This is a genomic window from Fluoribacter dumoffii NY 23 (assembly GCF_000236165.1).
Lineage (GTDB): Bacteria > Pseudomonadota > Gammaproteobacteria > Legionellales > Legionellaceae > Legionella > Legionella dumoffii.
In genome coordinates this window covers 2,473,127-2,497,104 of sequence record NZ_CM001373.1, presented here as the reverse complement: position 1 = coordinate 2,497,104, position 23,978 = coordinate 2,473,127, and the positions used below count along the sequence as shown (strand labels likewise).

Sequence of the window (23,978 nt, the reverse complement as noted above, 5' to 3'; positions counted from 1 at the left end):
ACTTGGTTCGTGTAAATAAATGTGTTAAGTTTCCCTTTTAACTCTTTTACTAAGCGCTATGATGAATAAAAAAACAATTACACTGGTAGGATTTTTGACTTTAATTTCTTTCAATGCTTTTGCATCTCAAGCAAACCTAAAGATAAACTTTAAAAAAACTTATTGTGGAAATGTAGATTATTTAGGAAATAGTGCCACCAAGCGCCCTCATTTGCATTGCGGTGAACATTTTATTGCATACAAAAAAAACAATGGTGATCATTTAAATATTGCTGAGAGTGGTACTTGCGCACGAACTGACCTAGTCTTTGATGAAATCAAAGCGAATAGAAATGCATTTGCAGATTATCAGGGTATTTATAATGCGCTGGTAGCCTATCATCAATCAGGATGCCCCAATCAATAAAGGTAACAGGGAGGCGTGCAAACAGCACCGTAAAGGCCAATTGTTGCAGGCAAAATCCTTTCCCCTATTGTGGGAAAGGATACGAAAGCTTCATTACCGAATATCTTTCTTGTCGAAGTTTTTTCCTGGCTTATTATTCGAAGAGCTGGAGGACTTGCTCAGGTGGACGTCCGATAGCTGCTTTATCTTTATAGGTTACTATCGGACGTTGCATCAAAACAGGTTCTTTGAGCATGGCTTCTAATACCTGTTCTTCATTATCCAGAGATAAGTTCAAATCTTTAAAAACACGTTCATCAGTACGCACAAAATCCTTTAACGTAAAGTGAGACTTTAGTTCTTTCAATTGATCAAGGGTTAGGGGTGCTTTAAGATAGTCAATGATAAGCGGTTGATATCCTTTACTTTGAAGGAGCTCTAAAGTTTTTCTTGATTTGGAGCACCGAGGATTATGATAAATAGTAATTTCTTGCATATTCTTCTCGTATTCCTGGAAATGGTTCTAAACTATACCATGTTCCTGGTGTCTTATCTTTAGTCCGGTAAGGGATTTAACCTGACCACACAGAAATCTTTTATTGACTCAAAGAGAAAACTCCTTTTTACTGGCCATAGTTTATTTTAATAAAGGCTCTCCCATGCAATTTACAGTTCTCCCTATTCAAGAAAAACACATCGACTCATTTTGGAATGCTGTAGATAGTGTTGCACGTGAGCGTAAATTTTTAGCTTTTCTGGAGGGTCCCCCCATTGCATCAACCCGCAGCTTTGTTTTAGATCATATTAAAAATAATTGGCCCCAAGTTGTGGCACTCCATGAGGAACAAGTAATCGGATGGTGTGATATCAGCCCGCTTGATCGGCCCGTTTTTGCTCATGTAGGGTCTTTGGGAATTGGCGTACTTGCCCCATTCAGAGGCCAGGGAGTAGGGGAGGCATTGTTAAGTATGGCATTGCAAATGGCCAGGGAAAAAGGATTAACCCGTATAGAACTTACTGTGCGAGAACATAATACCCCTGCCATCTCTTTGTATAAAAAATATGGGTTTGTCAAAGAAGGGATTCATAAAAATGCTGTCCGTATTGATAATACGTATGAAAACCATATTTTTATGGCTTTGCTTTTTGAGTAATTGCCTATCCAGTCCAACTTATTATTAGAGTCTCAAATGAAGCAATTTGTCATTCTGAGGGACGAACAGCATGCATAAAATCGCACCCTGCTAATAATCCTAGTGGAGGAAGCAAGGTGCTTTTGCATCTTCAATCTTGTGATCCAGCGCCGTTTTTAAACGGGTCAATTCAGTTTTCATATCAATTAATATCCTTTTCACATTTATGAATGTTTGATCATAAAACGCATCTCTTAAACAATGATTTAATTTTTTTATTTCCTTATCAAAAATATGATTTATTTTGGTATAAAAATCCTCGTTACTAAGATTTGCCTTATTGATAAGTCCGATAATTCTGGATTCTCTGGGGACCATATCTTCCAAATCACAAAAACATTGATCAAGAAGAATATTGCACACGAGTAAATTGGTTTCTGTAAACTCATCAACTTGGATGGCTCGAATTTTTTTTTGCAGCATTTCGAGACACTCTATTTGAAAGGGGGAAACTTTATCTTTAAGCCTTGTTTTTGTCCTATACAAAATATTGAGTAACATTTCTCTAGAGTTGGGCATTTTGCATCATCCATGGTTATTTGCATGCGAAAATCATAATTACAGATTTTTATTTTCACTTCAATAAGCGTATGGTTTTTATTAAGATTTTTGCAGCAGCGAAAAATAAAATATGCTTACCCGGGCTTTAGAAAAAATATTTTTTTATAAAAGATCTTTTTGTTAATCAATCCTTAAGCTTTTTTGTTTTACACTGAAAAAAAGCGAAAAGGAGACTATCATGTCAAACAAAAAATTAACCGAACGTTTGAATTATGAGCTTGACGAACTTGGTGTTCCTGCCTTGATGACAGAACGCGTCCAAGCGTGCTCCAAGATGTTCCAGTTGCCTAAATTTAAAATTGAGGCCTTGCTGCATGGCGTTGCCTTGGATTCTCCTACAATGCAAAAAATTGCAGATGAACTTGAAGTGAGTACTGATTGGTTATTTGGTGCCCAAGAAAGAACAACCCACTGATAAAAACAATATTAAAAGCACCCTGTATTAGAACTCAATATGGTGTGCTTTTAATAACACGAATCACTACTCTCACATAAATTACTAATTTCCTCCAATAATTGAAGTGTCACATCCGCAACTGCTTGTGCAACAGGAGGAGAAAGACTTTCATCCCAAGTAACCGCACCTATTTCGATACCATAAAACAAAAGAGACGCAGGTAACTCATTAAGGGCGCTTGCCAACTGCAGGGTTTGAAGAATGCTGATACCATGAGTAGAGAACCTGTTTTCAAAGTCAAGAATCGAATCATCTTTAAATCGGTGAATGGTGCCAATTTCACTCCCGGACTTAACGGCATCAATGATAAAAACAGTAGGAGAGCCTCTCATAAATTCGATTAATCGAATACTTGGCCGATCGTGGCTTTCGATGAGTACAAATGGGGCAAGATGCGGATACATGGATATTTTTTGCGATAAAGTATTTGCGACGTTCCAGCCTGCCTGATCATCACCAAAAGGAGAGCCAATCCCTAGTACTTTGATGCATTTCATTTTCGTTTTACTTTGAGGGTTAAAAAATGGGTAGAACAGGAAATGCAGGGATCATAATTGCGAATAATCATTTCACTGTAAGCACGTAATAAGTCTTCCTCTTTTTCAAGACCATATTGTACTAAAGAAAGGCGTAAGTCTTCCTCAATGCGTGCCTGATTTTGACTGGTCGGCGGTACTATTCGGGCCGATTGTACTTTTCCCTCGTCACTCAATTGGATCTGTTGCCATAAAGTGCCGCGGGGGGCTTCTGTACATCCGAATCCTGTTCCTGCACGGGGTTTAGCCTCATGATGCGCTTCTTTAGGCAGTTCATACTGTTCCATAATGCGTATGGATTCCAAAACACAAAAATAAATTTCCACTGCCCGGGCAAAAATACTGTGATACATATTCCGGGAAGGGAAGTGTATTTTTAACTCCTGCAAAAGAAGATGAATAGGTACGGGAAGGTGTCCAAAACAATTATTTACCCGGGCAAGAGGGCCAACCAAATAAGGCTTATTTTGCAATAGGCAATGTAAAGCAGTGGAGTAAGAAACCTGCTTTTCCTTAAAGTAGGAATCAAATTCCTCGATGCTAATATTTAATCCATGATTGGAGACCAGTCTTCCCTCATTAAACGGGTATTCAGTAGGATGATAAAGGGAAACACAGGTAAAATCATGAGAGTTATCTGGAAAGGAACATTCCGCAAGCCAACGAATTAAAGCCTCACAATCTTCCACACGTGCTTTTGCTTTTTCCAATAGGACATTGATTTCTCCTGGGGTGGGGGCTTTATAAAATCCACCTACGCACGCCCCAACAGGATGCACCGAACGGCCCCCAAATAATTTAATCAATTCATTACCAAATGATTGTAAACGGATGCCCCGTCGGACTTCTTGAGGATAACTTTTTGCCATTTCCGGGGCCGATTTAAATCCTAAGAAATCGGGCAATGCTAAAAAATGAATGTGCATGCTATGGCTTTCCAACCATTCGCCACAGTAAAAAAGCCGGCGCATCTCCCGTACCCAAGGGGAGGGTTGCAGGCCGAAACAATGTTCAATGGCTTGCGTCGCACTCATTTGATACGCAACAGGACATATCCCGCAGATTCGCGCTACAAGATCCAAAACATCAGTATAGCTTCTGCCTTCGAGAAACTTTTCAAACAATCTTGGGGGTTCATAGATTTTTAATTGTAATTTGGTAATTTTGTGATCATGGATACCCAACTCCAGCGCTCCTTCACCTTCGACGCGCGCTAAAATGGGAACATTGATGGAAATCGAATTACTCATTGCTGATTTTAATTCCCTTAAAGTAAGTACCTGCTTTGTTAAATGCCGGCGCCTGGTTATTAATATGCAGAAATTTTTGTGCAATGGCTTCCTGGTTCAAACCTAGTTGTTCAAACTTCTTGCCCAATGCTGGAGGGTTAGGATTTTCTTTGGGACCATAGCACGCATAACATCCCCGTCCTACTGAAGGACAAAGAGAGCCACACCCAAGTTTGGTTACAGGTCCCATACAGGGTTGTTTTTTAGTGACCAAAACACATACATTCCCTTTTCGCTTGCACTCCAAACATTCGGAATCTTCTTTGATGCGCGGGGATGCATTGGAGAGTAAAAAACGGATTGCCTCCAAAACCTGGTGGCTATTTACAGGACAGCCCCATAACTCCCAATCCACCCTCACGTGAGATGAAATTGGCGTTGAGGTACTCAGGCTATGGATGTACTCCGGGGAAGCATAAATACTGCTCACCCATTCTTTAGCATCGGCAAGATTGCGCAAAGCTTGCACACCACCTGCAGTGGCACAAGCACCGATGGTAATTAAATATTTACTGTTCTCGCGAATCTTTTTTATGCGCATTTCTTCATCGGGAGTGGAGATGCTTCCCTCAACAAAGGCGATATCCACGGATGCATCCAAATCAACTGCTCCTGCTTCAGAAAAATGAACCATATCAACCATGTCGGAAAGAGTAAGCAAGGCCTCTCCGGCATTTAAAAAGGCCAATTGACATCCATCACAGGAAGTAAATTTATGTACGGCCAAACGAGGCTTCATGGTCTCTAAAATCCTGGTTCATTAAATAATTCTTTGATTTCTGAATAAGCAAATACCGGACCATCTTTACAAATAAAAAGACCCCCATATTGGCAATGACCACATTGTCCTATACCACATTCCATGTTTCTTTCCATGCTTAAATAAAGGCTATCCTCTGCCATTCCCTTTTGTTTGAATACCTTCACCGCGGTATTCATCATCATTTCTGGCCCACACATCATCACTATTGAATTTACAGGATTCAGATGCAGTTTATCAATCATATCTGTAACATAGCCAACGGACCATGGCCATTTTGGGCCCGCTTGATCGGCTGCGATATGAATTATTGTGTTTGGAGATTTTTTCCAGATGTCATATTGTTTTCTGAAAATAAAATCATCGCTATGTTTTACTCCTTGGAGAATACTCAATTTACCGTATTGTTCGCGGCGTGCCAAAATGTATTCAATAATGGAAACCGAAGGAGCGCATCCCAATCCTCCTGTGAGGACAATAACATCTTTATTTTTTGCTTGTTCAAGCGGCCAGCCACGTCCAAAAGGGCCACGCACTCCAATTCGCTCCCCAGGTTTAAGTTTTTGTAACGCTTTGGTGACTCGGCCAATGGCTCGAATGGTATGTGTTAGAATTTCCTTTTGTTCGGGATCGGAAACAATTGAAATAGCCACTTCACCCACCCCATAAAGATAAAGCATATTAAACTGCCCTGGATAAAACAGAAATTGTTGATGGTGTTGAGGATCGAGAAAACGTAAATGCAAGGTAAAAATTGTCGCAGACTCTTCAATTTTATCTACAATAAGGGCTTCAAGCGGTAAATAAGGATCAGGAATGGGTTTATTCATTTTCATTAATTCTCACATTGGATTCACCGGAAATTGCTGCCAATTCTTCAGTGATATCAATGCCGACCGGACACCAGGTAACACAACGTCCGCACCCCACGCATCCGCTTGTATTAAATTGATCAAACCAACTGCCAACCTTATGAGTCAACCATTGCCTGTAGCGTTTACGGGTGTCATCACGGATTACTTTTCCACTTAAGTAGCTATGACCTGCTGTAAAACAAGAGTCCCACTCACGTTGGTGTTCGCTGCTTTGGCCATCCAAACCTGGATTTTCTACCTCGCTATGACAAAAACATGTAGGGCAAACCGAGGTGCAATTACCACATGATAAACATCTTTGAGCAACGTCTTCCCATCTTGGGTGATTTAAATTGGCGAACAATAAATCGCGTAATTCCCGTTTATTTTCCAAAGGAATTCTTTTCGTTTGCATTGCTGCTGCTTGGTGTATGGTTTTATCGGCTTTTTTACATTGGATTGCTTTTGCTTTGGATAGATCCAGGGCGGCAAGTATTGTTTGCCCCTTTTTGCTGCCAATATGCATCACAAAACCCTCATCAATTTCAGTCATAAGAATATCGAAAGGGTTTTTTACCTCAGGTCCTGTACCCGCTGAAACGCAAAAGCAATTATTGGAAGAATAGGAGCAATTGACCGCAACCACAAATAACTGCTCACGGCGTTTTTTATAACGCGGATCCGGATGTGGGCCCTCAAGGAACACTTTATCTTGAATGCTCATTGCTGCCAAATCGCAAGAACGCGCACCAATTATTGCAATAGGTTGTTCTTTATCTTGATGAGGTTGAAATATTAACTTGCCCTCCGGGTCCCGTTTTACTTTCCAGACGGTCTCCTGGGGTTTGAATAGCAAGGGTTTGATTGCTTGCGGCCCGTTCGCAAAGGCAAAAGCCTTATGTTCTTTTATTTGTTCTAATTGATAACCTCCCGGGGTTTGGTGATCGCGGATCCCCCAGGGTAGTTGATCTGTGTGTTTTAGCACATCATATATAATGGCGCCATCTCGTACTTGAGGGCCAATACAAGAGTACCCCGCATTATTGAGGATATACAGCAACTCTTGTAATTTAGAATAAGGCATGAAATAGCTTATTTTATTCACGGTCATATAATTCCTTAACCCTGGATATTTGTTTGCTTTGGGGTTTGGGCAGCGCAGTGGAACCTGGAAATGCTTAACTTACCGATGGCACACCGCAGCTGACAGCATTAATTCACATTAACAAATTCGTGGTAATTGTTCGCCCGTTAACCAATCGACAATTCTCATGCCTCCAAGTTTTGTTTTAAGTTGCACAAAATGATGTGGATCCTCAACTACTTCACCAATAATTTCTGCATGCATTCCTAAGGGATGTGATCGCATTGCCGCTAATAAGGTATCTGCATCATCAAGGGCGCAAATGGCAACCAATTTTCCTTCATTAGCCACATATAAGGCATCAAGCCCTAATAACTCACATGCTCCGGCTACTTCGGTACGAATGGGTATTTTATTTTCATCAATAATAAAACCCACATTGGATTGCAGTGCAAATTCATTTAATGTGGTTGCCAAACCCCCGCGGGTAGGATCGCGCATACAGTGAATGTCAGGTACGGCCGCAATCATGTAAGAGACCAAATCATGTAGGGAGGCAGTATCAGATTGAATTTTGGTTTGAAATTGCAAGTTATTCCGATGCGCCATAATTGCAACGCCATGATCGCCCATAGATCCGCTAACCAGCACCTGGTCACCGGGTTTTGCTCTATTTCCGGAAATATGGACTCCTTCAGGAACTACCCCGAGCCCTGTAGTGGTAATAAAGATGCCATCTCCTTTTCCGCGTTCGACTACTTTGGTATCACCAGAAATAATAGCAATATTCGCTTGTTGTGCCGCGGCAGCCATAGACTCGACGATTTTTTGCAAGTCGGCCAAGGGAAACCCTTCTTCCAGGATAAAGCTGGCAGATAAATACAAGGGTTTGGCGCCTGACATCACAATGTCATTTACTGTTCCATGAACAGCCAGGGAGCCAATATTCCCGCCCGGAAAGAACAGGGGGGATATAACATGGGCATCTGTAGTCATGACCATTCGGCCGGCAGATACGGAAAAGAGAGCCTGGTCATTTCTCTCAGCCAGCCATTGATTATCAAATGCAGTTAAGAACATTTGTTCGATCAATTGGGCCATAGCTCTTCCACCGCTGCCATGAGCCAGATTTATGATTCCTTCCCGAATATTAAGTTTTGGCGACTTTCTTTTATTGGTTATTGTTGCTTCAATCATCGATTTACCCGTCCATAAGCATATACCGCAGCACATGCACCTTCAGAAGACACCATGCAGGATCCCAGAGGGTTCTCCGGCGAACATACTTTCTCAAACAATTTACATTCCATTGGTTTTTTTACACCACGAAGTACTTCACCACAAATACATTGTTTGTGCTCCTGGGAAACGAAATCCGGGAGATTAAAACGTTTCTCTGCATCGAATTCAGCATATTCTTCCCGGATCTTTAACGCACTTAGGGGGATAAAGCCTAAACCGCGCCATTCAAACCGATCCCTAATTTCAAATACTTCATCCATTATTTGTTGTGACAGTAAGCTTCCAGAGTGGGTAACTGCACGGGTATATTGAATTTTTACCTCACATCGATTTTCATTAATTTGCTGAATTAACATTAAAATAGAATGCAACAAGTCCAAAGGCTCGAAGCCAGAAATTACAATAGGCTTTTTGTATTTTTTGCATACTGCTTCATAGGGTTGGCTGCCAATGACGATGCTGACGTGGGCAGGGCCAATAAATCCATCAAGTTTAACTTCATTAGTTTGCAGCAAATAATTCATTGGAACTGGTGTTAAAACATGATTGCAAAAAACGCTGAAATTATGGAGCTTCAATTTCCTTGCTTGATGAATTATTACTGCTGTGGGCGGGGTTGTAGTTTCAAAACCAATGGCAAAAAATACGACTTCTTTTTGCGGGTTTTCCTGTGCAATTTTCAACGCATCACTTGCTGAATAAATCATTCGCACATCTGCCCCGGTTGCCTTGGCATGTAATAAATTTTTTTGTCCGCTACCCGGGACACGCAGCATGTCTGCATAACTGCAAAGAATCACATTGGGTAATGAGGCCAAAGCCAGGGCTTTATCGGTGATGGAAATAGGTAAAATACATACCGGGCATCCGGGACCATGGATCATTTCCACGTTCTTGGGTAACAAACTTGGAATTCCATAACGATGGATTGCATGGGTATGCCCCCCACAAAACTCCATGAATTGATAATATCGATTCGGTATCACTTGTGCAGCAATTTTTCTAGCAAGTGCTTTTGCATAATCAGCATTCCTGAAGTCTTCGATATATTTCATACGGACATTTCCTGCGCCATTTGAGCAAATAAACTTAAGGTCTTCTGGGCTTCATACTCGTCAAGCCGTGTTAATGCATAGCCAACATGAATAATTACATAATCCCCAGGAGCGACCTCTTCCAGTAAAGCTGTAGAAATTTCTTTAGTGATGCCCCCTACGTTTACTATCGCTCGAGCATCATCAAGAATTTGAGTAATTTGCGCAGGTAATGCCAAACACATAAACTATCCCTTTTTCCATGCCCAGGGTGTAGTGCAATATAACCCTGGTTAAGACATGAATGATTATTAACACCCGGTTCGCTGCACTGCGTCCAAGCTACATAGTACACTTTACAAATTCCCGGCAATCCAGGCTTGTCCAAGAGAAATTCCTCCATCATTAGGTGGAAGAGCGTGTGGTAAAAAAGAGATGATACCAGATTTTCTTAAGGCTGTAGTTAATCCTTCGGCCAATATCTGATTCAAGAAGCAGCCTCCGCTTAATACTACCACATCAACTCCTCTTTCTCGACACATCTTATTAACCCATTCTGCAAGACCGGCAATAAGCGTCCCATGGAAAAGATTCGCACCGGTTACGGGCTCAATACGGTTGGCGAGAAATTTTAACGTAGGCATCATATCAAAAAAACCCTCCTGTAATTGCCATCCTTCTGGCATTATTTGTACCTGGGTGACCTGATTTTCCAGGCGCATTGCAGCGTGCCCCTCATAGTGGGAAACCAATTGGATCCCCAGTAACGCACTCACTGCATCAAACAAGCGACCACAACTGCTGGTGCTGGGACAGTTTATTTTTTTATTTAGAAGGTGATGGACCCCATGGGCTTGGGGATACTCAGAAAATCGTTGTGCAATTTCATCACCTTGTCCTAAACTATGTAAAACACTTGCTGCCATTCTCCAGGGTTCGCGTGCTGCAATTTCTCCACCGGGTTGCAAAAGAGGAAGAAAAGAGCCAAGCCGAATATACGTTGACTGTTCAAGTAAAAATAATTCACCACCCCAGGCTTCACCTTGATTTCCATATCCATAGCCATCAAGCGCCAATCCCAAGGCGGTTTTATTAATACCGTGCTCTGCCATTACTGAAGCCATGTGCGCATGATGATGCTGTATAGCAAAAGCGGGTATCCCAGAATTTATGGCAAAGCGCGTTGTATAAAAATCCGGGTGCATGTCATGGGCAATACGCTCTGGGGTTACATCGAGAAACCGTAGCAAATGACTCAATGATTCATGGAAGAACTCAATTGTTGCTTTATTATCCAAACTGCCAATGTGTTGGGAAATAAATGCTTCATTACCACGCGTAATACAAAAAGTATTTTTGAGATGCCCGCCTACTGCCAGCGTGGGTGGAATTTCATGAGGCAGTTCAATAGGAGCAGGTACAAAACCTCGAGAACGACGAATAAACATGGGGCGATGAAGCACCATACGCATTACTGAATCGTCCACGCGGGTAACAATAGGTCGGTTATAGGAGATTACTTTATCGGCTATGGTATCAAGATAGAATTTGGCACTCTCATCTTCGATAATCAGCGGTTCGCCGCCTATATTGGCGCTGGTGACTACTAGGATTGGCTCTTGAGGCTCATTCAACCATGCACCGCCATTTTTATTTCCAGCAAAAGCATTAAAAAGTAAATAGTGCAACGGCGTGTAAGGAAGCATTATGCCTAAAGTATTTAAACCCGGAGCAACCTCAGAAGTGAATGAATCGGGTTCATTTATTTTTTCGAGTAAAACAATTGGGCGGGTAATACTTTCTAATAATTCTCGTTCTTGCTGGCTCATGGTGACAATCCGTTCTGCGCTCAAGCTGTTTGCAACCATCAGAGCAAAAGGTTTGGTGTCGCGGTTTTTTCGTGCGCGCAGCCGAGCTACGGCAGCTTTATTGCGGGCATCACAAATAAGTTGATATCCCCCCAGGCTTTTTAAGGCAATAATTTCGCCTTGCAAAATAGAGTGTGCTAGTTCTTCTATCGGTAATGAGAGCTGCGGGCCGCAATGAAAACAAGCGGTAGGTTGGGCATGGTAGCGCCGGTTTTCAGGATTGCTGTAATCTGTCTGACAATCCGGACATAAAGGGAAGAGAGCCATTGAAGTTTGCTTGCGATCATAAGGGAGATTGCGGGTAATGGTGAAGCGAGGGCCACAATGAGTACAATTCAAAAAAGGGTAGCGAAAATAGCGGCTTTGAGGATCGAAAAGTTCCTGTAGGCATTGAGGGCAAATACTCGCATCGGGGGTAATGATGGTATTGACCTTCCCCTCTTGGCTTTCAATTATTTTAAAAGAAATTTCATTAGCGATTGAACAGATGGTTGCCGATTGAATTTGGGTGATCTTGGCAAGCGGAGGCAATTTTTTTTGTACATGAGGTATCAATTGATTAACCAAAATCCCTTGTGCTTCAATCAATACCCCGGAACTAGTATTTTGAATCCATCCTGTGAGCGCTAGGTGTCTGGCAATCCGGTAAACACAAGGTCTAAAACCCACACCCTGGACTTGCCCTTGAATGTTTATCCTTAATCGTTTCATGGATTCCCGCGGGTATCTAGAAGTTTTTGCCTTAGCCATCCATACCAATTTAGCAAACCATCACCACTCATTGCTGAAAGGGTCAAGATTTCAATAGTGGGTTTTATTTGCCGCGCATACTCAATACATTTATCGAGATTAAAATTCACATAAGGGAGGAGATCCATTTTCGTAATGAGTAACAAATCAGCACAACGGAACATGTCAGGATATTTCAAAGGCTTATTTTCGCCCTCTGCTACAGAGAGGATGACCACTTTAAACTGTTCGCCTAAATCGAATAAAGCAGGACAAACGAGATTGCCTACATTTTCAATAAACAAGAGTGAGTTTTCTTTAAGTGGAATATTTTCCAAAGCATGACTCACCCTGTGCGCATCCAAATGACAGGTTTTCCCTGTATTGATTTGTAAGGCATTACCCCCACTGGCTTTGATTAATTTTGCATCGTAGTCTGTTTGTTGATCACCAACTAATACTGCACTCTCCAGCTCAGTTTTTAAATCCTCTATAGTTTTTGCTAATAGGGTGGTTTTTCCTGAACCTGGACTGGACATGAGATTCAACGCCAAAATATTCTTTTTAATCAGGTATTGTTTGTTATTGAGCGCAAATTGCTGGTTTTGAGCCAATATACTTTGCTCTACATGAATCAGATGTTCATCATCATGATGAGACATAGACCCATGAGTATGATGCTCATGATGATGCATTTCATTTTGTTCTTCAGTACAACCACATATTCCGCACATTATTCAACCACCATAGATTTAATTTGTAATTCTTCACCTTGAATAACCTGTAATGCATGACTTCCACAACTCGGACAAGGATCGTAGTATTGTTGCAAAGGATTTCGCTTTTGACACGATTCGCAGAGGGCTTCAGCTGGAATATCAATGATATGAAGTTCTGCATTTTCTGCGATTGTTCCTGCAGTAATTACTTTGAAACCAAAAATTAGCGATTCTTTCTCAATTGCAGCAAGTTGGCCAATTTCCAAAATAATTTTTTTTACACGTGTACAGGGTATTGCCGCCGCTTTCTGTTTAATAATTTCGAGAATGCTCTTACACACCCATAATTCATGCATTGTTTAACCTGTATTATGTTTGATTATATATTTTGATTAAATTAATCATACCAATAATTAGACTAAAAGCAGCAACCATCAGTCCGGCCAATCGAGAAAATAAAAGAGATACTGAATTAGCACGCTGGATCAAGCTTGAAACAAACAATCCATTTAATCCATCAGAGAGCATCATTCCAAGCATGAAAAAGACGCCAAGTATTCCTGAAAATAACCAGCCTGACGCAGCTTTGGCAGAAAGAGAAAACAAAACCACTTGGCTTACAGTGTCAAAAGAAAGAGCAAACAGAGCTCCAATCAACAGGATAAAGAAAGGATTTACAGATTTCTGGTTTAATTTTTTTGCTAAATAGCTTTTTAAACTGGTTGGAAGAGGGGGGCGGGAGGGTGTCAGGAACACATTCCAAAGATTTAACACGCCAAAAATTAATAAAAAGGTGATGGAGATACCATTTCCTAATCCTTCCAGCCATTGAGGAACGAGTAAGGGTTTAACCCTGTTGCCGATAATCAAGCTGATTAAAATGACAACAAGACCATGTCCGAGAGAAAATAAAAATCCCGTAAATTTGGCCAATGTTTGACGTGCGCTGACAATTCGTGCAATCGAATCGATGGTTGCCAAATGATCCAAATCAAAACCATGGCGGATACCTAAGAGAAATGCCATTGCTATCAAAACTAACTCGGAGTGTTCCATGCTGTATTCTCATGACGTCAAAAATAATTCCCTCTTCCGCTCTGCCAGGTTTGTTGAAGAATATATTCATTTCTGCAGCATGAAATGACAAATACAGTTGAATTTCCAAACTGTTGTTCAACAAAGCCCGCTGAGGAGAGCGGGCAGAATGGAGGTACTGGAAGGGAATCAATTCCTCGTTTGGGGTCCGCTACGCTGCACCCCATTACATTAATTACAATTGCCTTGAATGACACAGTTTACCAGACTGGTCGCAAAGTTATAATTATTGTTTTCGTCATGAATGATTTCCCAGTCAAAAACACCCCCAAATCCCGGATAAGTTCGTGGTGGGATGTAGGTATCACAACTTGATGGACTGGCAACACCCGTACGCAAACACTGTATTGCCCGTTTGATGGTACTGATAACTGCAGCGGGGGAGCCATCACTTTGTCCCGATGCATTAGGGGCAGGATAACCCAAAACTACTTGGGAGGGAGTTAAATAGCTTATATAGGGCTGGAATCCGGTTTGCTGTCCTGAACTTGTGGTTGCCGGCCAGTTTTCCAGTAAATCAGTGGCCATTGCTACGGAAGCATTGGGACTATTGGTATTATTAGGATCATAGCAAATTAAATCTATGCCATAGGTACACCCCGCATTATACATTTGAATGCCTACCCATGCTAAAGATTGGTGGGTTTGCATCACCAGGGAGGCATAATTTCCCCACGTCGCATCAAAGCCCGAAGTAGCCGCAACATTGGCTGTTTGCGGCGCCAGGGTAAGAAGTAAATTGGGGTGATTTGCATGCATTGTGTTGATGATGTTAGCTAAAACAGCGATATCACCTGTAGGGTTAGTGAATGTTCCTCCTGCATTTAAACCGCTTTCAATATCAAAATCAAAACCATCAAAGTGATATTGGGCGATCAGGTTTTCTAATGAACTAATAAAACTTTGTTCAAATGCTGCAGGTGAGGAAGCTGCTGCCAATACCTGATGGAAATTAACTGTAGTGTTTGCAATGCTTGATGAGGCTCCACCCAAAGAGAGGAGCACTTTAATGCCCGCATCATGCAATGATTGGATGTAGCTTGCCGAGACGGTATCGAATGCCGACGTAATTTGGCCAGGGTTTGTGGTACTAAAAACCCCGAAGGCTACAAGGACATGAGTATACCCAGCATTCGCCAAGGCTGTAGCTGTAGGTGGAGTATTCCACCCAGGGAGATAACCTATAATTCTGCCGCCGGCATTTATGCTTTGGGTATAAGTAATAGTCTCTGCAGCGGAGGCCGAGACAGTTAGCGGCTGAGGAGAATAGCTTATTGTATAACCATTAACTGAGGTGGCGCTGACTGTGTAAACCACGCCATCAATTAAACTCACATTGGCTGATCCTGCTCCATTATTTAATGGAATTGTCTCATTTACAGAGGAGCCATTTCCGCTCGGAGTAAAGGAGACATTAATGGAAGAAAGCTCAGGCGGTGCTCCGGTTACACTAACAGGAATGCTGTCTTGGGCGACTTGAACGCAACTGTAGGCAAGTTGTACTGTGGGTGCAGAAACAGCTGCGGTAGCAGTTGTTGGGCTGAATGCAGGGGTACATTTATACCCGTTATAGGTTATTACTGGAGTGGTAAATGTGTAGCTGATGCCATTGACTAATTGACTGATTACATTGATTGAACTCCAATTCACTTGTGCATTCATTGCGCTTTGATTATCCAAGCGGGTTAAAGTGACAATTGGATTGCCCGAATAACCTGATATTTGAGCCGGTAATGCAGCGAGATTAATATTTATATTTCCTGTTGTTTGCATTGGACTGTAGGAAATTGAGGAAGAAACCGTTGTGCTTGCAGAAACTGTTAAACTTGCCGGATTTGCTACCCCTTGGTATACGACTCCATTACTGTCTGTAATATTAGTTGGAGAAACGGTATAAGTTCCCGCAGCAAGTCCGGATACCTGTTGTTGACCAGCCCAGGGAACCTGTACATTTATCGTTTGTCCATTCAATGTCAAGTTAACCAGAGCATAAGGTTGGGTTATGTTGGCAGGTTTGCTTGTAGAGTTAATTAAATTGATATTTCCCGTTGATGCCGGGGAGCTTAAATAAACCTGGACGCTATCGGCGATATAATCTGCCTTGGGTTCCCCATAAATAATAGTAAATGAACTTCCCTTGGGCAGTTTGCTGTTTGCGCCAGGGTAGGTGGGAAATTCTAATGAAAGCGTTGATAAATAAGTCCCGCTTTGGGGTTGTGAGGTAATTTGCAAATTATTTACTGGATAAGACAATGGAGAGAAGTTCCCCCAAAAAGAAGTATTTAGGTTACTGCCGTTGGAAAAAGTTACGGTTGAATTTTGAAAATCTACCGTTTGCTCGCAATTGTTGGTCAACTTCAATGAAACGGTTTGCCAGCTATTTGTACCCGTTGAACTGAAGCTGCCAGTAATACACGAAGTGGGTTGCGGGGCAACAATTGGGCTTTTGGCAAACCCATCATTTAAGAAAAACAAGAAACTGATTACTAGTCCTAATTTCTTCATAAATTCCCTTAATTTTCATATGATTAGTAATTTGACGATTTTAACAATAAAGAGCTTTAGGGCAGAATGCAAGATTTTTTTATGAACGAAAACGCACGGCATCCGCTCTGCTCTCCTGTAAAAAAATGTTTAAAAAAAATCTGCATTGATTTGAATTGAGGGTGTTTTTATCTTTTTTTTCGCTCGAATATTTTTTTCCCAACCAGGCTTTTCTAATAGGTTACTCATGAAATTCATCATAATCCATAGCCAGTATTTGCGAGTCATTACTGTAGCTTTTGGAAAATGAAACCAGCTCGGGTAGATTTTTTTCACACCAGCGATTGGCGGTAATAACGGGAAGAATATCCTTATTGTTTTGCAAAGACCATTGGGCATGCTCTAACAACAAACTGGCCGCGTAAGTTTGTGCCAATGCAAACGCAAGTTGCCGTGCTCCAGCTTGCTGCGCTGCGTTAGTCATTTCAGGCATGGAAATAAGGTGGTTTTTTATTTTTTTTATCGCTGCCTTTACTTTTACTTGTGATTGAATAAGTTCCTTACGATTGATTTGGCCCAACCGTTGGTAAAGGTCCTCAAGAAAAAATTCCGCAGCATTTTCTTTATGCATTGCTCGTAAAGCATCAAGACTTAAAATATTGGTTGTCCCCTCCCATATAGAGAGAACCTGCGCGTTTCTCAATAATTGAGGCAGGCCGGTATCTTCAATATAACCCGCGCCGCCGAAGGCTTCTAGAGCTTCGCTTACTAAGGCGATGGCTTGTTTTGCTGTATAAAGTTTTACAAGAGGGGTTAAAAGCCTTAACACCCCTTGCTCTTTTTCTGTTGCTTCACCTGATTCATCCTTACCTAATAATTCAATGGCATGGAATACGAGATGAAATCCTGCCGTAAATTCCATTTGCATGTTGGCCAATGTTTCCAGATGCAGTACGTGCTTTGATAGCGTATGCCCGAAAGCGACACGTTTTGTAGCATAATCTCGAGCCAGTGCAAGGGCACGGCGCATATAACCGACAGCACAACAGGCATTGTAAATGCGCGTGATATTAAATAGAGAGGAAATCTTTTTAACCCCGTCCCCGGCTTCTCCAACGAGTAGGGCAGTGGCATTTTCCAGGGTCAATTCCGCAGTAGGCAGGGCACGAGTTCCTAGCTTTTCTTTTAGTCGATTGATACGGATTCCGTTTAATTTACCCATTTGATTCCGCAGTTCCAGATAAAACAAACTCAATCCTTTACTGCCTTCAGGGGCTCCTTCAATACGGGCAAGGGTCATAGCGATTTGTGAGGTTGTGGCAGAAGTAAACCATTTAACGCCGCTAAGACGAAAATGTGAATTTTCTGGTCTTGCAATTGTGGAGGTTCCACTGACATCGGAGCCGCCTGTACGTTCAGTCATCCATTGGCCCGAGGTCCAGAAGAAATTGGGATCTGAAGAAATTAGATGAGGAAGTGCATGTTTCTTTAATGATTCATCAGCGTGAAGTTCCAATGCACGTGCAGCCCCATCGGTCATGGCGAGAGGACATGTATAAATTGCTGATGAGGGATGGAACAGATACAATTTGGCAAATTGATGTATACGGGAGAAAGCACCGTGCTTACGTTCATACCCTATAGCGATTAGTTTCTCTTGCGCGGAGATTTTATCGAGTTCCTTCCATGCTGGGGATACTTGGATATGGTCAATGCGCTTTCCCCAGGGATCATAAGGTATATGTCGAGGCGGACAAGCTTCAGCCTCTTGGCCCAATTTAAGGATGTCTTCGATAACGCGTTGACCCAGATGATGCAATTCAGGTTGAATTTCGTTCAACATGGAAGAAGGAAGTTTCCATTCCAGATAAGACTTAAGTACCCGATCTTCTTCATATTGATTACCCAATTTCGGGGGAGTTTGAAAAAAATCACGCATCAATCCATTCCTTAGATTGTTTAATTACCTCTATCTTAACCGGCTTAAAGGCAGGGGGCAATCTGCTTTAAAGACAAGATTATTCCCCTAAGTCAAAGGAGTATAGCGGTAGCTTCTCTGAAACCTTGCTAATCATGGTTTTCTTTTTTTCAGGACCTCTAAAACGCCCCTCCTGGCTTAATTGCGAAGTATGCTGCTTAAGTCGGCGTAAATGCCTAATTTTTAAAAGAAAAAGTTAAAATAAATTTGAACTTTTCTCATAAATCTGACAAGGTAAGTGCGGGTTTTTTAAAATGAACTGCACTGAAAAGAAGAAAGGAGTCCAAGGTGAGTGATTCACGTTTATTAAGCAAGGAGTTTGCAGTTGCTGTTGTGATGTCTCAGTTTATTGTTGCTTTACCCGTATATGCGGGAGGCTTTCAGTTAAATGAAACCAGTCCCAGTTTGCAAGGTTCTGCGATGGCCGGCTCTGCAGCTGCTGCTAATGATGTCTCGGCCTTATTTAACAATCCGGCCACATTATCTGCATTACAGCAAAACCAAATATATGTCGCCGCCAGTGAATTTATCCCTGAAATAAGCATGTATGATGGAATGGCTACCCATACTTTTTTTGTTCCCGGCATGCCGCCCTCAGCTATTGTGGGCTCTGTGCAAGGAGACCCCGCAGAACACAACATCAGTAATGCAGTATTCATTCCTCAAGGTTATATGGGATGGCGTACCCCCATCGATAAGTTGACTGTGGGATTAGCCGTAGTTGAGCCATTCTATTTATATAATAAATACTCTGAAGATTCAGTGTTACGCTATGCGTCAGTAAAAACCGAGATTAACTCTGTTGACATTAACCCCTCACTATCTTACCAAATTCATGAAAAATTATCGTTGGGAGCGGGTTTTCAAGCTCAGTATTTAAAAACTATTTTCTCCCACTTTAATGGAATTAATACGGGGATTCCTCCCATTGATGAATTGATTGCAGCAACAGAACCAACTTATTTGAAGAGTGATGGCTGGGGTTATGGCTATACCGTTGGTGCCTTGTATCAAATGGATTCAATGACGCGCATTGGCGTGAGCTATCGGTCAGAAATCTCCACAAAACTAAGCGGCCACGGCGAGCAGTATACGATTATTGGTGATATTGTTCCGTCGCCTGCAAATACCTTTTTGTTTAATAGTGAAACTTCGGTGAGTCATACATTAAGAACACCAGGGGTTTTAACCATCGGTGTTGCTCGAGATATTCAACAATGGACTCTGAAAGCAACGGCCCAGGTGAATTTCTGGGATTACTTGGATGATATTTTGGTTTCAATCCCGGATGCGTATGAGCCTGTTTATAGAGTTCCCATGAAATGGCACAATTCCTTTTTTGGTGCTTTAGGTGCCGATTATCGTTATAACTCTTCTCTGACCTTACGTGGCGGGTTTGCCTGGGATCAGTCACCATTAGACTCTGAAAATCGTAATTCCTTATTGCCTGACTCCGATAAGTATTGGTTAAATTTGGGACTTAGCTATCTGGTAAATAATCATTTTTCCGTTGACGCAGCCTATTCGCATATTTTTATTCATAAACAATCTATAAACACCGCTCAGGTCAATGCAGGAATACCGGGTGTGGATGCACCTTTAGAAATAAATCAGGCCAGTGCCGATTACAAAGGGACAGAGAATATTGTATCACTGGGCTTACGTTACAGCTGCTAAGTCATTATAAGGAGATAATTGAATGTTAGCAAAAATAAGAAAAATGATATTACATGCCAAAACCCAATTGCTGGTGTTGGTCGGTATGTTTACGTTCTGTATTCTGCCTAATAACGCTCAAGCAGTGAAATTTAGTGAAATTACCCAGCTTGTATTTTTTGGTGACAGTTTATCTGATAGCGGTTTCAATAATACCTTTACACTTATCAATGGAACACCTGATAAAGCTCCAACTTTTACAACTTTTAATGGTTATACATGGTCCCAATATGTGGCGCATGATATCCTGGGTGTACCTCTTCTACCTCCAGGTACCTTGTTTCCTTCACTTAACGATAAGATAACCAACAATACAACTCCTCTCTATATTGATCCAAGCCGACCACCGCCACCCACGCCGGTGTTGTTACCCAAGGGATTTAATTATGCTTGTGGTGGTGCCAGGGTTGTCGCGGAACCTGGGGTGAATTTTTATTGGGCTCCATCCATTGCCCGGCAAGTTCAGAACTATTTGGCCACTGTACCCAAAAAGTTGGATCCCAAGGCGATGTTTTTCATTTGGGGCGGCGCGAATGACATGCTGTCAGGGATTGCCTCACAACTTAATCCAATTGCTTTCATGCAATTGATAGACCAAACGACTACTCAAATAGTCCAGCAGGTTGAAGCACTTAGTGCGCGAGGTGCTAAAAGAATTGTAGTATTGTCCTTGCCCAACATCGGAGTGACGCCTTTTATAACCCGATTGGCCGGCACAATAGGTAATCCATCGCTTCCAGCGGATATAAAAAATCTCAGTTTTATGTTTGATTCTTTGTTAAATCAAAAGCTGGGTGCTGTGATGAAGCGTTATAAACACCATGATGTAAAGATTTTGTATTTCGATACTTATATGGCTTTGGATAATCTAATCAGTAATGCACTGGCGGGCAGGCCTACAGTAGTAAATGGGATCTCTTTCTTATTTAAGAATGTTACCGATCCTGTTTGTACCGCTCCATTAGCCATTTTATGCCAGCAAACATCAAACAATTATCTTTTTGCTGATTCAGTTCATCCAACAGATATGGCTCATCGGGCATTATCATTGGAGATCGAAAATAAAATAAAACTATGGGCTTAAGGTTTTTCGTACTCCCCATGCGGTCTTCGGCGTGGTTGTAGAAAGTCTATGTCATTCCCGCTTTAGGCGGGAATGACACATTTACAGGTTGAAATAATAATTCGTACAATTATAAGGTGAGTTCTTTCTTTTCTTCGGAAATATCCATTTTATTCTCTTGTCTGTCTGGGGTTGAGAAAAATCCTAATTGGGTACATGTCGCTTCATAATATAGGCGGGCTCTTTGGTATTGTCGGCATATTACTTCTTGTACTTGGGTAGGCAGTATTCCTATGGTTCCATAGACTTTAACGTTACCCTCAGGTTTTTTGTCAGCGGGATATTGCTTCACGGCCTCTATCGACTCTTGCAGGTCTTTAATAAATTTATCTTCAAAGCGATCAACTAAAGTATGCACATGAGTCAAGCACAAATGGAATCCATCAGGTTTTTGTAGTGAATTCAGTTTCCAACCGCGCTTATCCAGCTCGTTCGCAATAAAATGAGGGTTCAAAGTATCACTCCGGAAACCCAGAACGGACCATTGAGGGTTTCCAAAAATATAGATGTCGCGCTTTCCTGATGCATCAGGTTTATAGAGTTCGGCAAACTTGTCTTGCAGACGTTGGCGCATTGTTATAATACTCCTGGAGATTTCCTGATATTGTTTACGTCCGTAATAGGAGAGAGTGGTATATATTTCTGCAACCCGTGCCCCACTGGTTGAACCGTCTAAAATACCGGGAGTAGTATAAAGCCCGCCTGACCAGTTTAGCGCAGCATATACTGATAAAACAGGGGAGTCTTCACTAAAAAGGCAAACAGAAGTGCCTTTAGGGCAATTACCGTATTTGTGCAAATCTGCTGATATGGAAGTAACCCCTTTCACGCGAAAATCCATAGGAGTTTTAGAAGTCTCCAGAAATGCAGTTAAAAATCCACCCAAGCATGCATCTACATGCAATGGGACACCCAATTCCTGAGCTACCTTCCCTAACTCAGGGATTGGATCATTTACACCATACATGAAAGAGGGAGCTGATCCCACAATTACGGCAGTATTGCCCGAAATGTATTTTCTCATTACATGTGCGTTAACAGCACCGGATTTTGGATCAACTGGAACGGTAATCAATCGGGCACCGGTCAAATCAGCTGCTTTTTTAAATGCTGCGTGTGCTGTTTCCGGTACCACAATTTCAGGATTTTTAATTCCTTTCGCCCGTGCATGAGTGACATAAGCAGCCATGGCTTCAATAATACTTGTCGTACCTCCATGGGTGATAAGTCCATAAGCTTCTTTAGAGCCGCCAAATAAATCCTGGCACCAGCGAATAATCTCAGCCTGCATGGCAACAATCCGTGGCCATTTATCGTGCAGGGGATTGATTAAAGAACTTTTTGCATAGACCTCTTTAAGTAATTCGGTAAGTTCCCGGGGATGAACTGCATAAAGCGCACCTGAATCCTTCCCATCTCCTTCCTTAACAGTAAATCGCCTGGCCTCGTCTCCCTCTTTTATACCAGCAAAATTAAAAAGACATTCTTCCGGAGCTATACCAAATTCTTTTAAAAGGAAAATTGCGGGTGTCTTTTTTTCAGGAATTTTATCTTGGAGGGTCATTTGTGCACGTAATTCCTTTAATTTGTCTTTAGTGTTCTGCAGATCTTTATTCAGTTCCTTATCCAAGTAGGATTTTACTGGTGGTAAATTTTTGCCCAAACTGTAGGCTATGTCAATTAAACGCTGTTTCAAAGTGGTGTTGTTTCGGGAACGATAGGCCTGCGTTATTGTAGGGTACTGTTGCCAAATAAAATAAAGTGCTGCTGTCGCAAAAACGATCTTATGGGCTGGGGTATCTTTAAATGTTTCATCGAATGCTTCAAGTCCACTATTTAGGAGTCCGGTAATGAAAGTAAACATATTTATACATCCTTTTATTTGAATCGGGGCGTGCATATTAAAACTCTTTTAATGATTTATGTCACGATCGGTTTTTGCTTTGAAATAAGAGTCAAGCTACACTGTATTTTTTTATAGGGTAAGTTTTGATGAAATCAAGATCACATAATCTTTTAGCCTGGATTCCCCATCTTTTCTTGTTTTATAAAGAAAAAGTTTTTAGAAAATTATTGCCGATTATTATCTTTATGATCGTTTATGCAGTGATCATTGCTTATTTTTTTGAAAAGGCCACCCGCTATAATTTAGGGCAGTTTCATCTGATTTTCAGCTTTATTCTCACTATAGTTATTGGATTTAGAGTGAATACCAGTTATTCGCGTTGGTGGGAAGGAAGGATTTTATGGGGTTCAATCGTGAATAATTGCCGAAATTTGGGCTTAAAATTCGATGCATTTGTGGGCCTTGATCAATACCCTGAATTTTATGAGTGGTTGAAAAAATTACCCATTATTATTAAATCTCACTTACGAAAAGAGACTAATGAGATTAATACAGAGTTACTGTCTTTGTGTATTCACGAGGCGGAGGGAAAAAATCCGGTACTGTTAGTGACAAAAAAAATGTATCAATTGCTAAATCAGCTACGAAAGGAAAACAAGCTGCACCTGGAACAATACCTAGCCTTGGACATTCATATAGCCAATTTAATTGATATGACTGGTGGTTGTGAACGAATTGCCAATACCCATGTTCCTCCTGCTTTTGCCTTTTTTGTCAAACAGGCATTACTCTTTTATGCAATCATGTTCCCTTTTGGGTGGGTAGATACTTTTGGATTCCTCATTATTCCCATGATGGTCATGATTGTGTATATCTTGTTGGGGTTGGAAATATTATCGGAAGAATTGGAAGAACCTTTTGGTAAAGATGATAATGATTTACCCTTAACCACAATTGCAACAAATATAGTCAAAAATATAGAACAAATAGCTGAACCCTAGAGGAAAGCAATCGGTTTTGTGCAT

At 41.5% G+C, this 23,978-nt stretch carries 23 protein-coding genes; 6 read left to right on the top strand and 17 right to left on the bottom strand.

From position 1 onward, the window contains the following. Nucleotides 1-58 precede the first annotated feature (58 nt). Nucleotides 59-406 (top strand): hypothetical protein, encoded by a 348-nt coding sequence (locus KYQ_RS11240; protein WP_231294549.1) that lies wholly within the window; start codon nucleotides 59-61, stop codon nucleotides 404-406. A 133-nt stretch (nucleotides 407-539) separates the two neighbouring features. Here the strand turns inward: KYQ_RS11240 and arsC are convergent, their stop codons facing one another. Continuing rightward, nucleotides 540-881, bottom strand: a complete 342-nt coding sequence (gene arsC, locus KYQ_RS11235) for an arsenate reductase (glutaredoxin) (RefSeq protein WP_010654366.1) — start codon at nucleotides 879-881, stop codon at nucleotides 540-542. A 163-nt stretch (nucleotides 882-1,044) separates the two neighbouring features. Here arsC and KYQ_RS11230 point away from each other — a divergent pair, with 163 nt between their 5' ends. Next, nucleotides 1,045-1,539 carry a GNAT family N-acetyltransferase gene (locus KYQ_RS11230; RefSeq protein WP_019350091.1) on the top strand — a complete coding sequence of 165 codons (495 nt, stop codon included), beginning with the start codon at nucleotides 1,045-1,047 and terminating at the stop codon, nucleotides 1,537-1,539. Between the two features lie 99 nt (nucleotides 1,540-1,638). Here KYQ_RS11230 and KYQ_RS11225 read toward each other — a convergent pair whose 3' ends face one another. Next, nucleotides 1,639-2,097, bottom strand: a complete 459-nt coding sequence (locus KYQ_RS11225) for a hypothetical protein (protein ID WP_010654364.1) — start codon at nucleotides 2,095-2,097, stop codon at nucleotides 1,639-1,641. Between the two features lie 220 nt (nucleotides 2,098-2,317). Between KYQ_RS11225 and KYQ_RS11220 the strand changes: the two genes are divergently transcribed. After that, nucleotides 2,318-2,554, top strand: a complete 237-nt coding sequence (locus tag KYQ_RS11220) for a hypothetical protein (RefSeq protein ID WP_010654363.1) — start codon at nucleotides 2,318-2,320, stop codon at nucleotides 2,552-2,554. A 50-nt stretch (nucleotides 2,555-2,604) separates the two neighbouring features. On the opposite strand, the gene KYQ_RS11215 is transcribed toward KYQ_RS11220, so the two are convergent. The 14 genes from KYQ_RS11215 to KYQ_RS11145 all read right to left on the bottom strand — a co-directional run bounded on the left by KYQ_RS11215 (nucleotide 2,605) and on the right by KYQ_RS11145 (nucleotide 18,229). Further along, nucleotides 2,605-3,093 carry a hydrogenase maturation protease gene (locus KYQ_RS11215; RefSeq protein ID WP_019350090.1) on the bottom strand — a complete coding sequence of 163 codons (489 nt, stop codon included), beginning with the start codon at nucleotides 3,091-3,093 and terminating at the stop codon, nucleotides 2,605-2,607. Beyond that, entirely contained in the window at nucleotides 3,090-4,382 is a 1,293-nt protein-coding gene (locus KYQ_RS11210; RefSeq protein ID WP_019350089.1) for a Ni/Fe hydrogenase subunit alpha, read from the bottom strand. The genes KYQ_RS11215 and KYQ_RS11210 overlap by 4 nt, the downstream gene beginning before the upstream one ends. Then, entirely contained in the window at nucleotides 4,375-5,160 is a 786-nt protein-coding gene (locus KYQ_RS11205; protein ID WP_010654360.1) for an NADH-quinone oxidoreductase subunit B family protein, read from the bottom strand. The genes KYQ_RS11210 and KYQ_RS11205 overlap by 8 nt, the downstream gene beginning before the upstream one ends. 5 nt (nucleotides 5,161-5,165) lie before the next feature. Then, nucleotides 5,166-6,011: an FAD/NAD(P)-binding protein gene (locus tag KYQ_RS11200; protein ID WP_010654359.1), complete on the bottom strand. Its 846-nt coding sequence runs from the start codon at nucleotides 6,009-6,011 to the stop codon at nucleotides 5,166-5,168. After that, nucleotides 6,004-7,146: a 4Fe-4S dicluster domain-containing protein gene (locus KYQ_RS11195; protein ID WP_010654358.1), complete on the bottom strand. Its 1,143-nt coding sequence runs from the start codon at nucleotides 7,144-7,146 to the stop codon at nucleotides 6,004-6,006. Before KYQ_RS11195 ends, KYQ_RS11200 begins: the two co-directional genes overlap by 8 nt. Before the next feature lie 111 nt (nucleotides 7,147-7,257). Beyond that, nucleotides 7,258-8,316, bottom strand: a complete 1,059-nt coding sequence (gene hypE / locus KYQ_RS11190) for a hydrogenase expression/formation protein HypE (protein WP_019350087.1) — start codon at nucleotides 8,314-8,316, stop codon at nucleotides 7,258-7,260. Continuing rightward, nucleotides 8,313-9,416 carry a hydrogenase formation protein HypD gene (hypD, locus tag KYQ_RS11185; RefSeq protein WP_010654356.1) on the bottom strand — a complete coding sequence of 368 codons (1,104 nt, stop codon included), beginning with the start codon at nucleotides 9,414-9,416 and terminating at the stop codon, nucleotides 8,313-8,315. The genes hypE and hypD overlap by 4 nt, the downstream gene beginning before the upstream one ends. After that, nucleotides 9,413-9,640 carry a HypC/HybG/HupF family hydrogenase formation chaperone gene (locus KYQ_RS11180; protein ID WP_010654355.1) on the bottom strand — a complete coding sequence of 76 codons (228 nt, stop codon included), beginning with the start codon at nucleotides 9,638-9,640 and terminating at the stop codon, nucleotides 9,413-9,415. Before KYQ_RS11180 ends, hypD begins: the two co-directional genes overlap by 4 nt. Nucleotides 9,641-9,751: 111 nt before the next feature. After that, entirely contained in the window at nucleotides 9,752-11,974 is a 2,223-nt protein-coding gene (gene hypF / locus KYQ_RS11175; protein WP_010654354.1) for a carbamoyltransferase HypF, read from the bottom strand. Beyond that, nucleotides 11,971-12,726, bottom strand: a complete 756-nt coding sequence (gene hypB / locus KYQ_RS11170; protein WP_010654353.1) for a hydrogenase nickel incorporation protein HypB — start codon at nucleotides 12,724-12,726, stop codon at nucleotides 11,971-11,973. The genes hypF and hypB overlap by 4 nt, the downstream gene beginning before the upstream one ends. Continuing rightward, nucleotides 12,726-13,067: a hydrogenase maturation nickel metallochaperone HypA gene (gene hypA / locus KYQ_RS11165; RefSeq protein ID WP_010654352.1), complete on the bottom strand. Its 342-nt coding sequence runs from the start codon at nucleotides 13,065-13,067 to the stop codon at nucleotides 12,726-12,728. Before hypA ends, hypB begins: the two co-directional genes overlap by 1 nt. Before the next feature lie 13 nt (nucleotides 13,068-13,080). Further along, nucleotides 13,081-13,767: a HoxN/HupN/NixA family nickel/cobalt transporter gene (locus KYQ_RS11160; RefSeq protein ID WP_019350086.1), complete on the bottom strand. Its 687-nt coding sequence runs from the start codon at nucleotides 13,765-13,767 to the stop codon at nucleotides 13,081-13,083. A 210-nt stretch (nucleotides 13,768-13,977) separates the two neighbouring features. Continuing rightward, nucleotides 13,978-16,311 carry a glycosyl hydrolase family 18 protein gene (locus KYQ_RS11155; protein ID WP_010654350.1) on the bottom strand — a complete coding sequence of 778 codons (2,334 nt, stop codon included), beginning with the start codon at nucleotides 16,309-16,311 and terminating at the stop codon, nucleotides 13,978-13,980. Between the two features lie 220 nt (nucleotides 16,312-16,531). Then, nucleotides 16,532-18,229 carry an acyl-CoA dehydrogenase family protein gene (locus tag KYQ_RS11145; protein WP_019350084.1) on the bottom strand — a complete coding sequence of 566 codons (1,698 nt, stop codon included), beginning with the start codon at nucleotides 18,227-18,229 and terminating at the stop codon, nucleotides 16,532-16,534. A 327-nt stretch (nucleotides 18,230-18,556) separates the two neighbouring features. Between KYQ_RS11145 and KYQ_RS11140 the strand changes: the two genes are divergently transcribed. Continuing rightward, entirely contained in the window at nucleotides 18,557-19,945 is a 1,389-nt protein-coding gene (locus KYQ_RS11140; protein WP_010654348.1) for an OmpP1/FadL family transporter, read from the top strand. Nucleotides 19,946-19,967: 22 nt separating this feature from the next. Then, the gene (locus KYQ_RS11135) at nucleotides 19,968-21,068 is read left to right on the top strand and encodes an SGNH/GDSL hydrolase family protein (RefSeq protein ID WP_019350083.1); all 1,101 of its coding nucleotides are present in this window, start codon (nucleotides 19,968-19,970) and stop codon (nucleotides 21,066-21,068) included. A 109-nt stretch (nucleotides 21,069-21,177) separates the two neighbouring features. Here KYQ_RS11135 and KYQ_RS11130 read toward each other — a convergent pair whose 3' ends face one another. Continuing rightward, on the bottom strand, nucleotides 21,178-22,971 hold the full coding sequence (locus KYQ_RS11130) for a pyridoxal phosphate-dependent decarboxylase family protein (RefSeq protein ID WP_019350082.1): 1,794 nt from the start codon (nucleotides 22,969-22,971) through the stop codon (nucleotides 21,178-21,180). 128 nt (nucleotides 22,972-23,099) lie between these two features. Here KYQ_RS11130 and KYQ_RS11125 point away from each other — a divergent pair, with 128 nt between their 5' ends. Continuing rightward, on the top strand, nucleotides 23,100-23,954 hold the full coding sequence (locus tag KYQ_RS11125; RefSeq protein ID WP_010654345.1) for a bestrophin family protein: 855 nt from the start codon (nucleotides 23,100-23,102) through the stop codon (nucleotides 23,952-23,954). Nucleotides 23,955-23,978: the final 24 nt, after the last annotated feature.

What these genes read in the sequence shown, in the direction of transcription:
- KYQ_RS11240 (WP_231294549.1), top strand. Translation starts at nt 59, where the DNA reads ATGATGAATAAAAAAACAATTACACTGGTAGGATTTTTGACTTTAATT.
- arsC (WP_010654366.1), bottom strand. Translation starts at nt 881, where the DNA reads ATGCAAGAAATTACTATTTATCATAATCCTCGGTGCTCCAAATCAAGA.
- KYQ_RS11230 (WP_019350091.1), top strand. Translation starts at nt 1,045, where the DNA reads ATGCAATTTACAGTTCTCCCTATTCAAGAAAAACACATCGACTCATTT.
- KYQ_RS11225 (WP_010654364.1), bottom strand. Translation starts at nt 2,097, where the DNA reads ATGCCCAACTCTAGAGAAATGTTACTCAATATTTTGTATAGGACAAAA.
- KYQ_RS11220 (WP_010654363.1), top strand. Translation starts at nt 2,318, where the DNA reads ATGTCAAACAAAAAATTAACCGAACGTTTGAATTATGAGCTTGACGAA.
- KYQ_RS11215 (WP_019350090.1), bottom strand. Translation starts at nt 3,093, where the DNA reads ATGAAATGCATCAAAGTACTAGGGATTGGCTCTCCTTTTGGTGATGAT.
- KYQ_RS11210 (WP_019350089.1), bottom strand. Translation starts at nt 4,382, where the DNA reads ATGAGTAATTCGATTTCCATCAATGTTCCCATTTTAGCGCGCGTCGAA.
- KYQ_RS11205 (WP_010654360.1), bottom strand. Translation starts at nt 5,160, where the DNA reads ATGAAGCCTCGTTTGGCCGTACATAAATTTACTTCCTGTGATGGATGT.
- KYQ_RS11200 (WP_010654359.1), bottom strand. Translation starts at nt 6,011, where the DNA reads ATGAATAAACCCATTCCTGATCCTTATTTACCGCTTGAAGCCCTTATT.
- KYQ_RS11195 (WP_010654358.1), bottom strand. Translation starts at nt 7,146, where the DNA reads ATGACCGTGAATAAAATAAGCTATTTCATGCCTTATTCTAAATTACAA.
- hypE (WP_019350087.1), bottom strand. Translation starts at nt 8,316, where the DNA reads ATGATTGAAGCAACAATAACCAATAAAAGAAAGTCGCCAAAACTTAAT.
- hypD (WP_010654356.1), bottom strand. Translation starts at nt 9,416, where the DNA reads ATGAAATATATCGAAGACTTCAGGAATGCTGATTATGCAAAAGCACTT.
- KYQ_RS11180 (WP_010654355.1), bottom strand. Translation starts at nt 9,640, where the DNA reads ATGTGTTTGGCATTACCTGCGCAAATTACTCAAATTCTTGATGATGCT.
- hypF (WP_010654354.1), bottom strand. Translation starts at nt 11,974, where the DNA reads ATGAAACGATTAAGGATAAACATTCAAGGGCAAGTCCAGGGTGTGGGT.
- hypB (WP_010654353.1), bottom strand. Translation starts at nt 12,726, where the DNA reads ATGTGCGGAATATGTGGTTGTACTGAAGAACAAAATGAAATGCATCAT.
- hypA (WP_010654352.1), bottom strand. Translation starts at nt 13,067, where the DNA reads ATGCATGAATTATGGGTGTGTAAGAGCATTCTCGAAATTATTAAACAG.
- KYQ_RS11160 (WP_019350086.1), bottom strand. Translation starts at nt 13,767, where the DNA reads ATGGAACACTCCGAGTTAGTTTTGATAGCAATGGCATTTCTCTTAGGT.
- KYQ_RS11155 (WP_010654350.1), bottom strand. Translation starts at nt 16,311, where the DNA reads ATGAAGAAATTAGGACTAGTAATCAGTTTCTTGTTTTTCTTAAATGAT.
- KYQ_RS11145 (WP_019350084.1), bottom strand. Translation starts at nt 18,229, where the DNA reads ATGCGTGATTTTTTTCAAACTCCCCCGAAATTGGGTAATCAATATGAA.
- KYQ_RS11135 (WP_019350083.1), top strand. Translation starts at nt 19,968, where the DNA reads ATGTTAGCAAAAATAAGAAAAATGATATTACATGCCAAAACCCAATTG.
- KYQ_RS11130 (WP_019350082.1), bottom strand. Translation starts at nt 22,971, where the DNA reads ATGTTTACTTTCATTACCGGACTCCTAAATAGTGGACTTGAAGCATTC.
- KYQ_RS11125 (WP_010654345.1), top strand. Translation starts at nt 23,100, where the DNA reads ATGAAATCAAGATCACATAATCTTTTAGCCTGGATTCCCCATCTTTTC.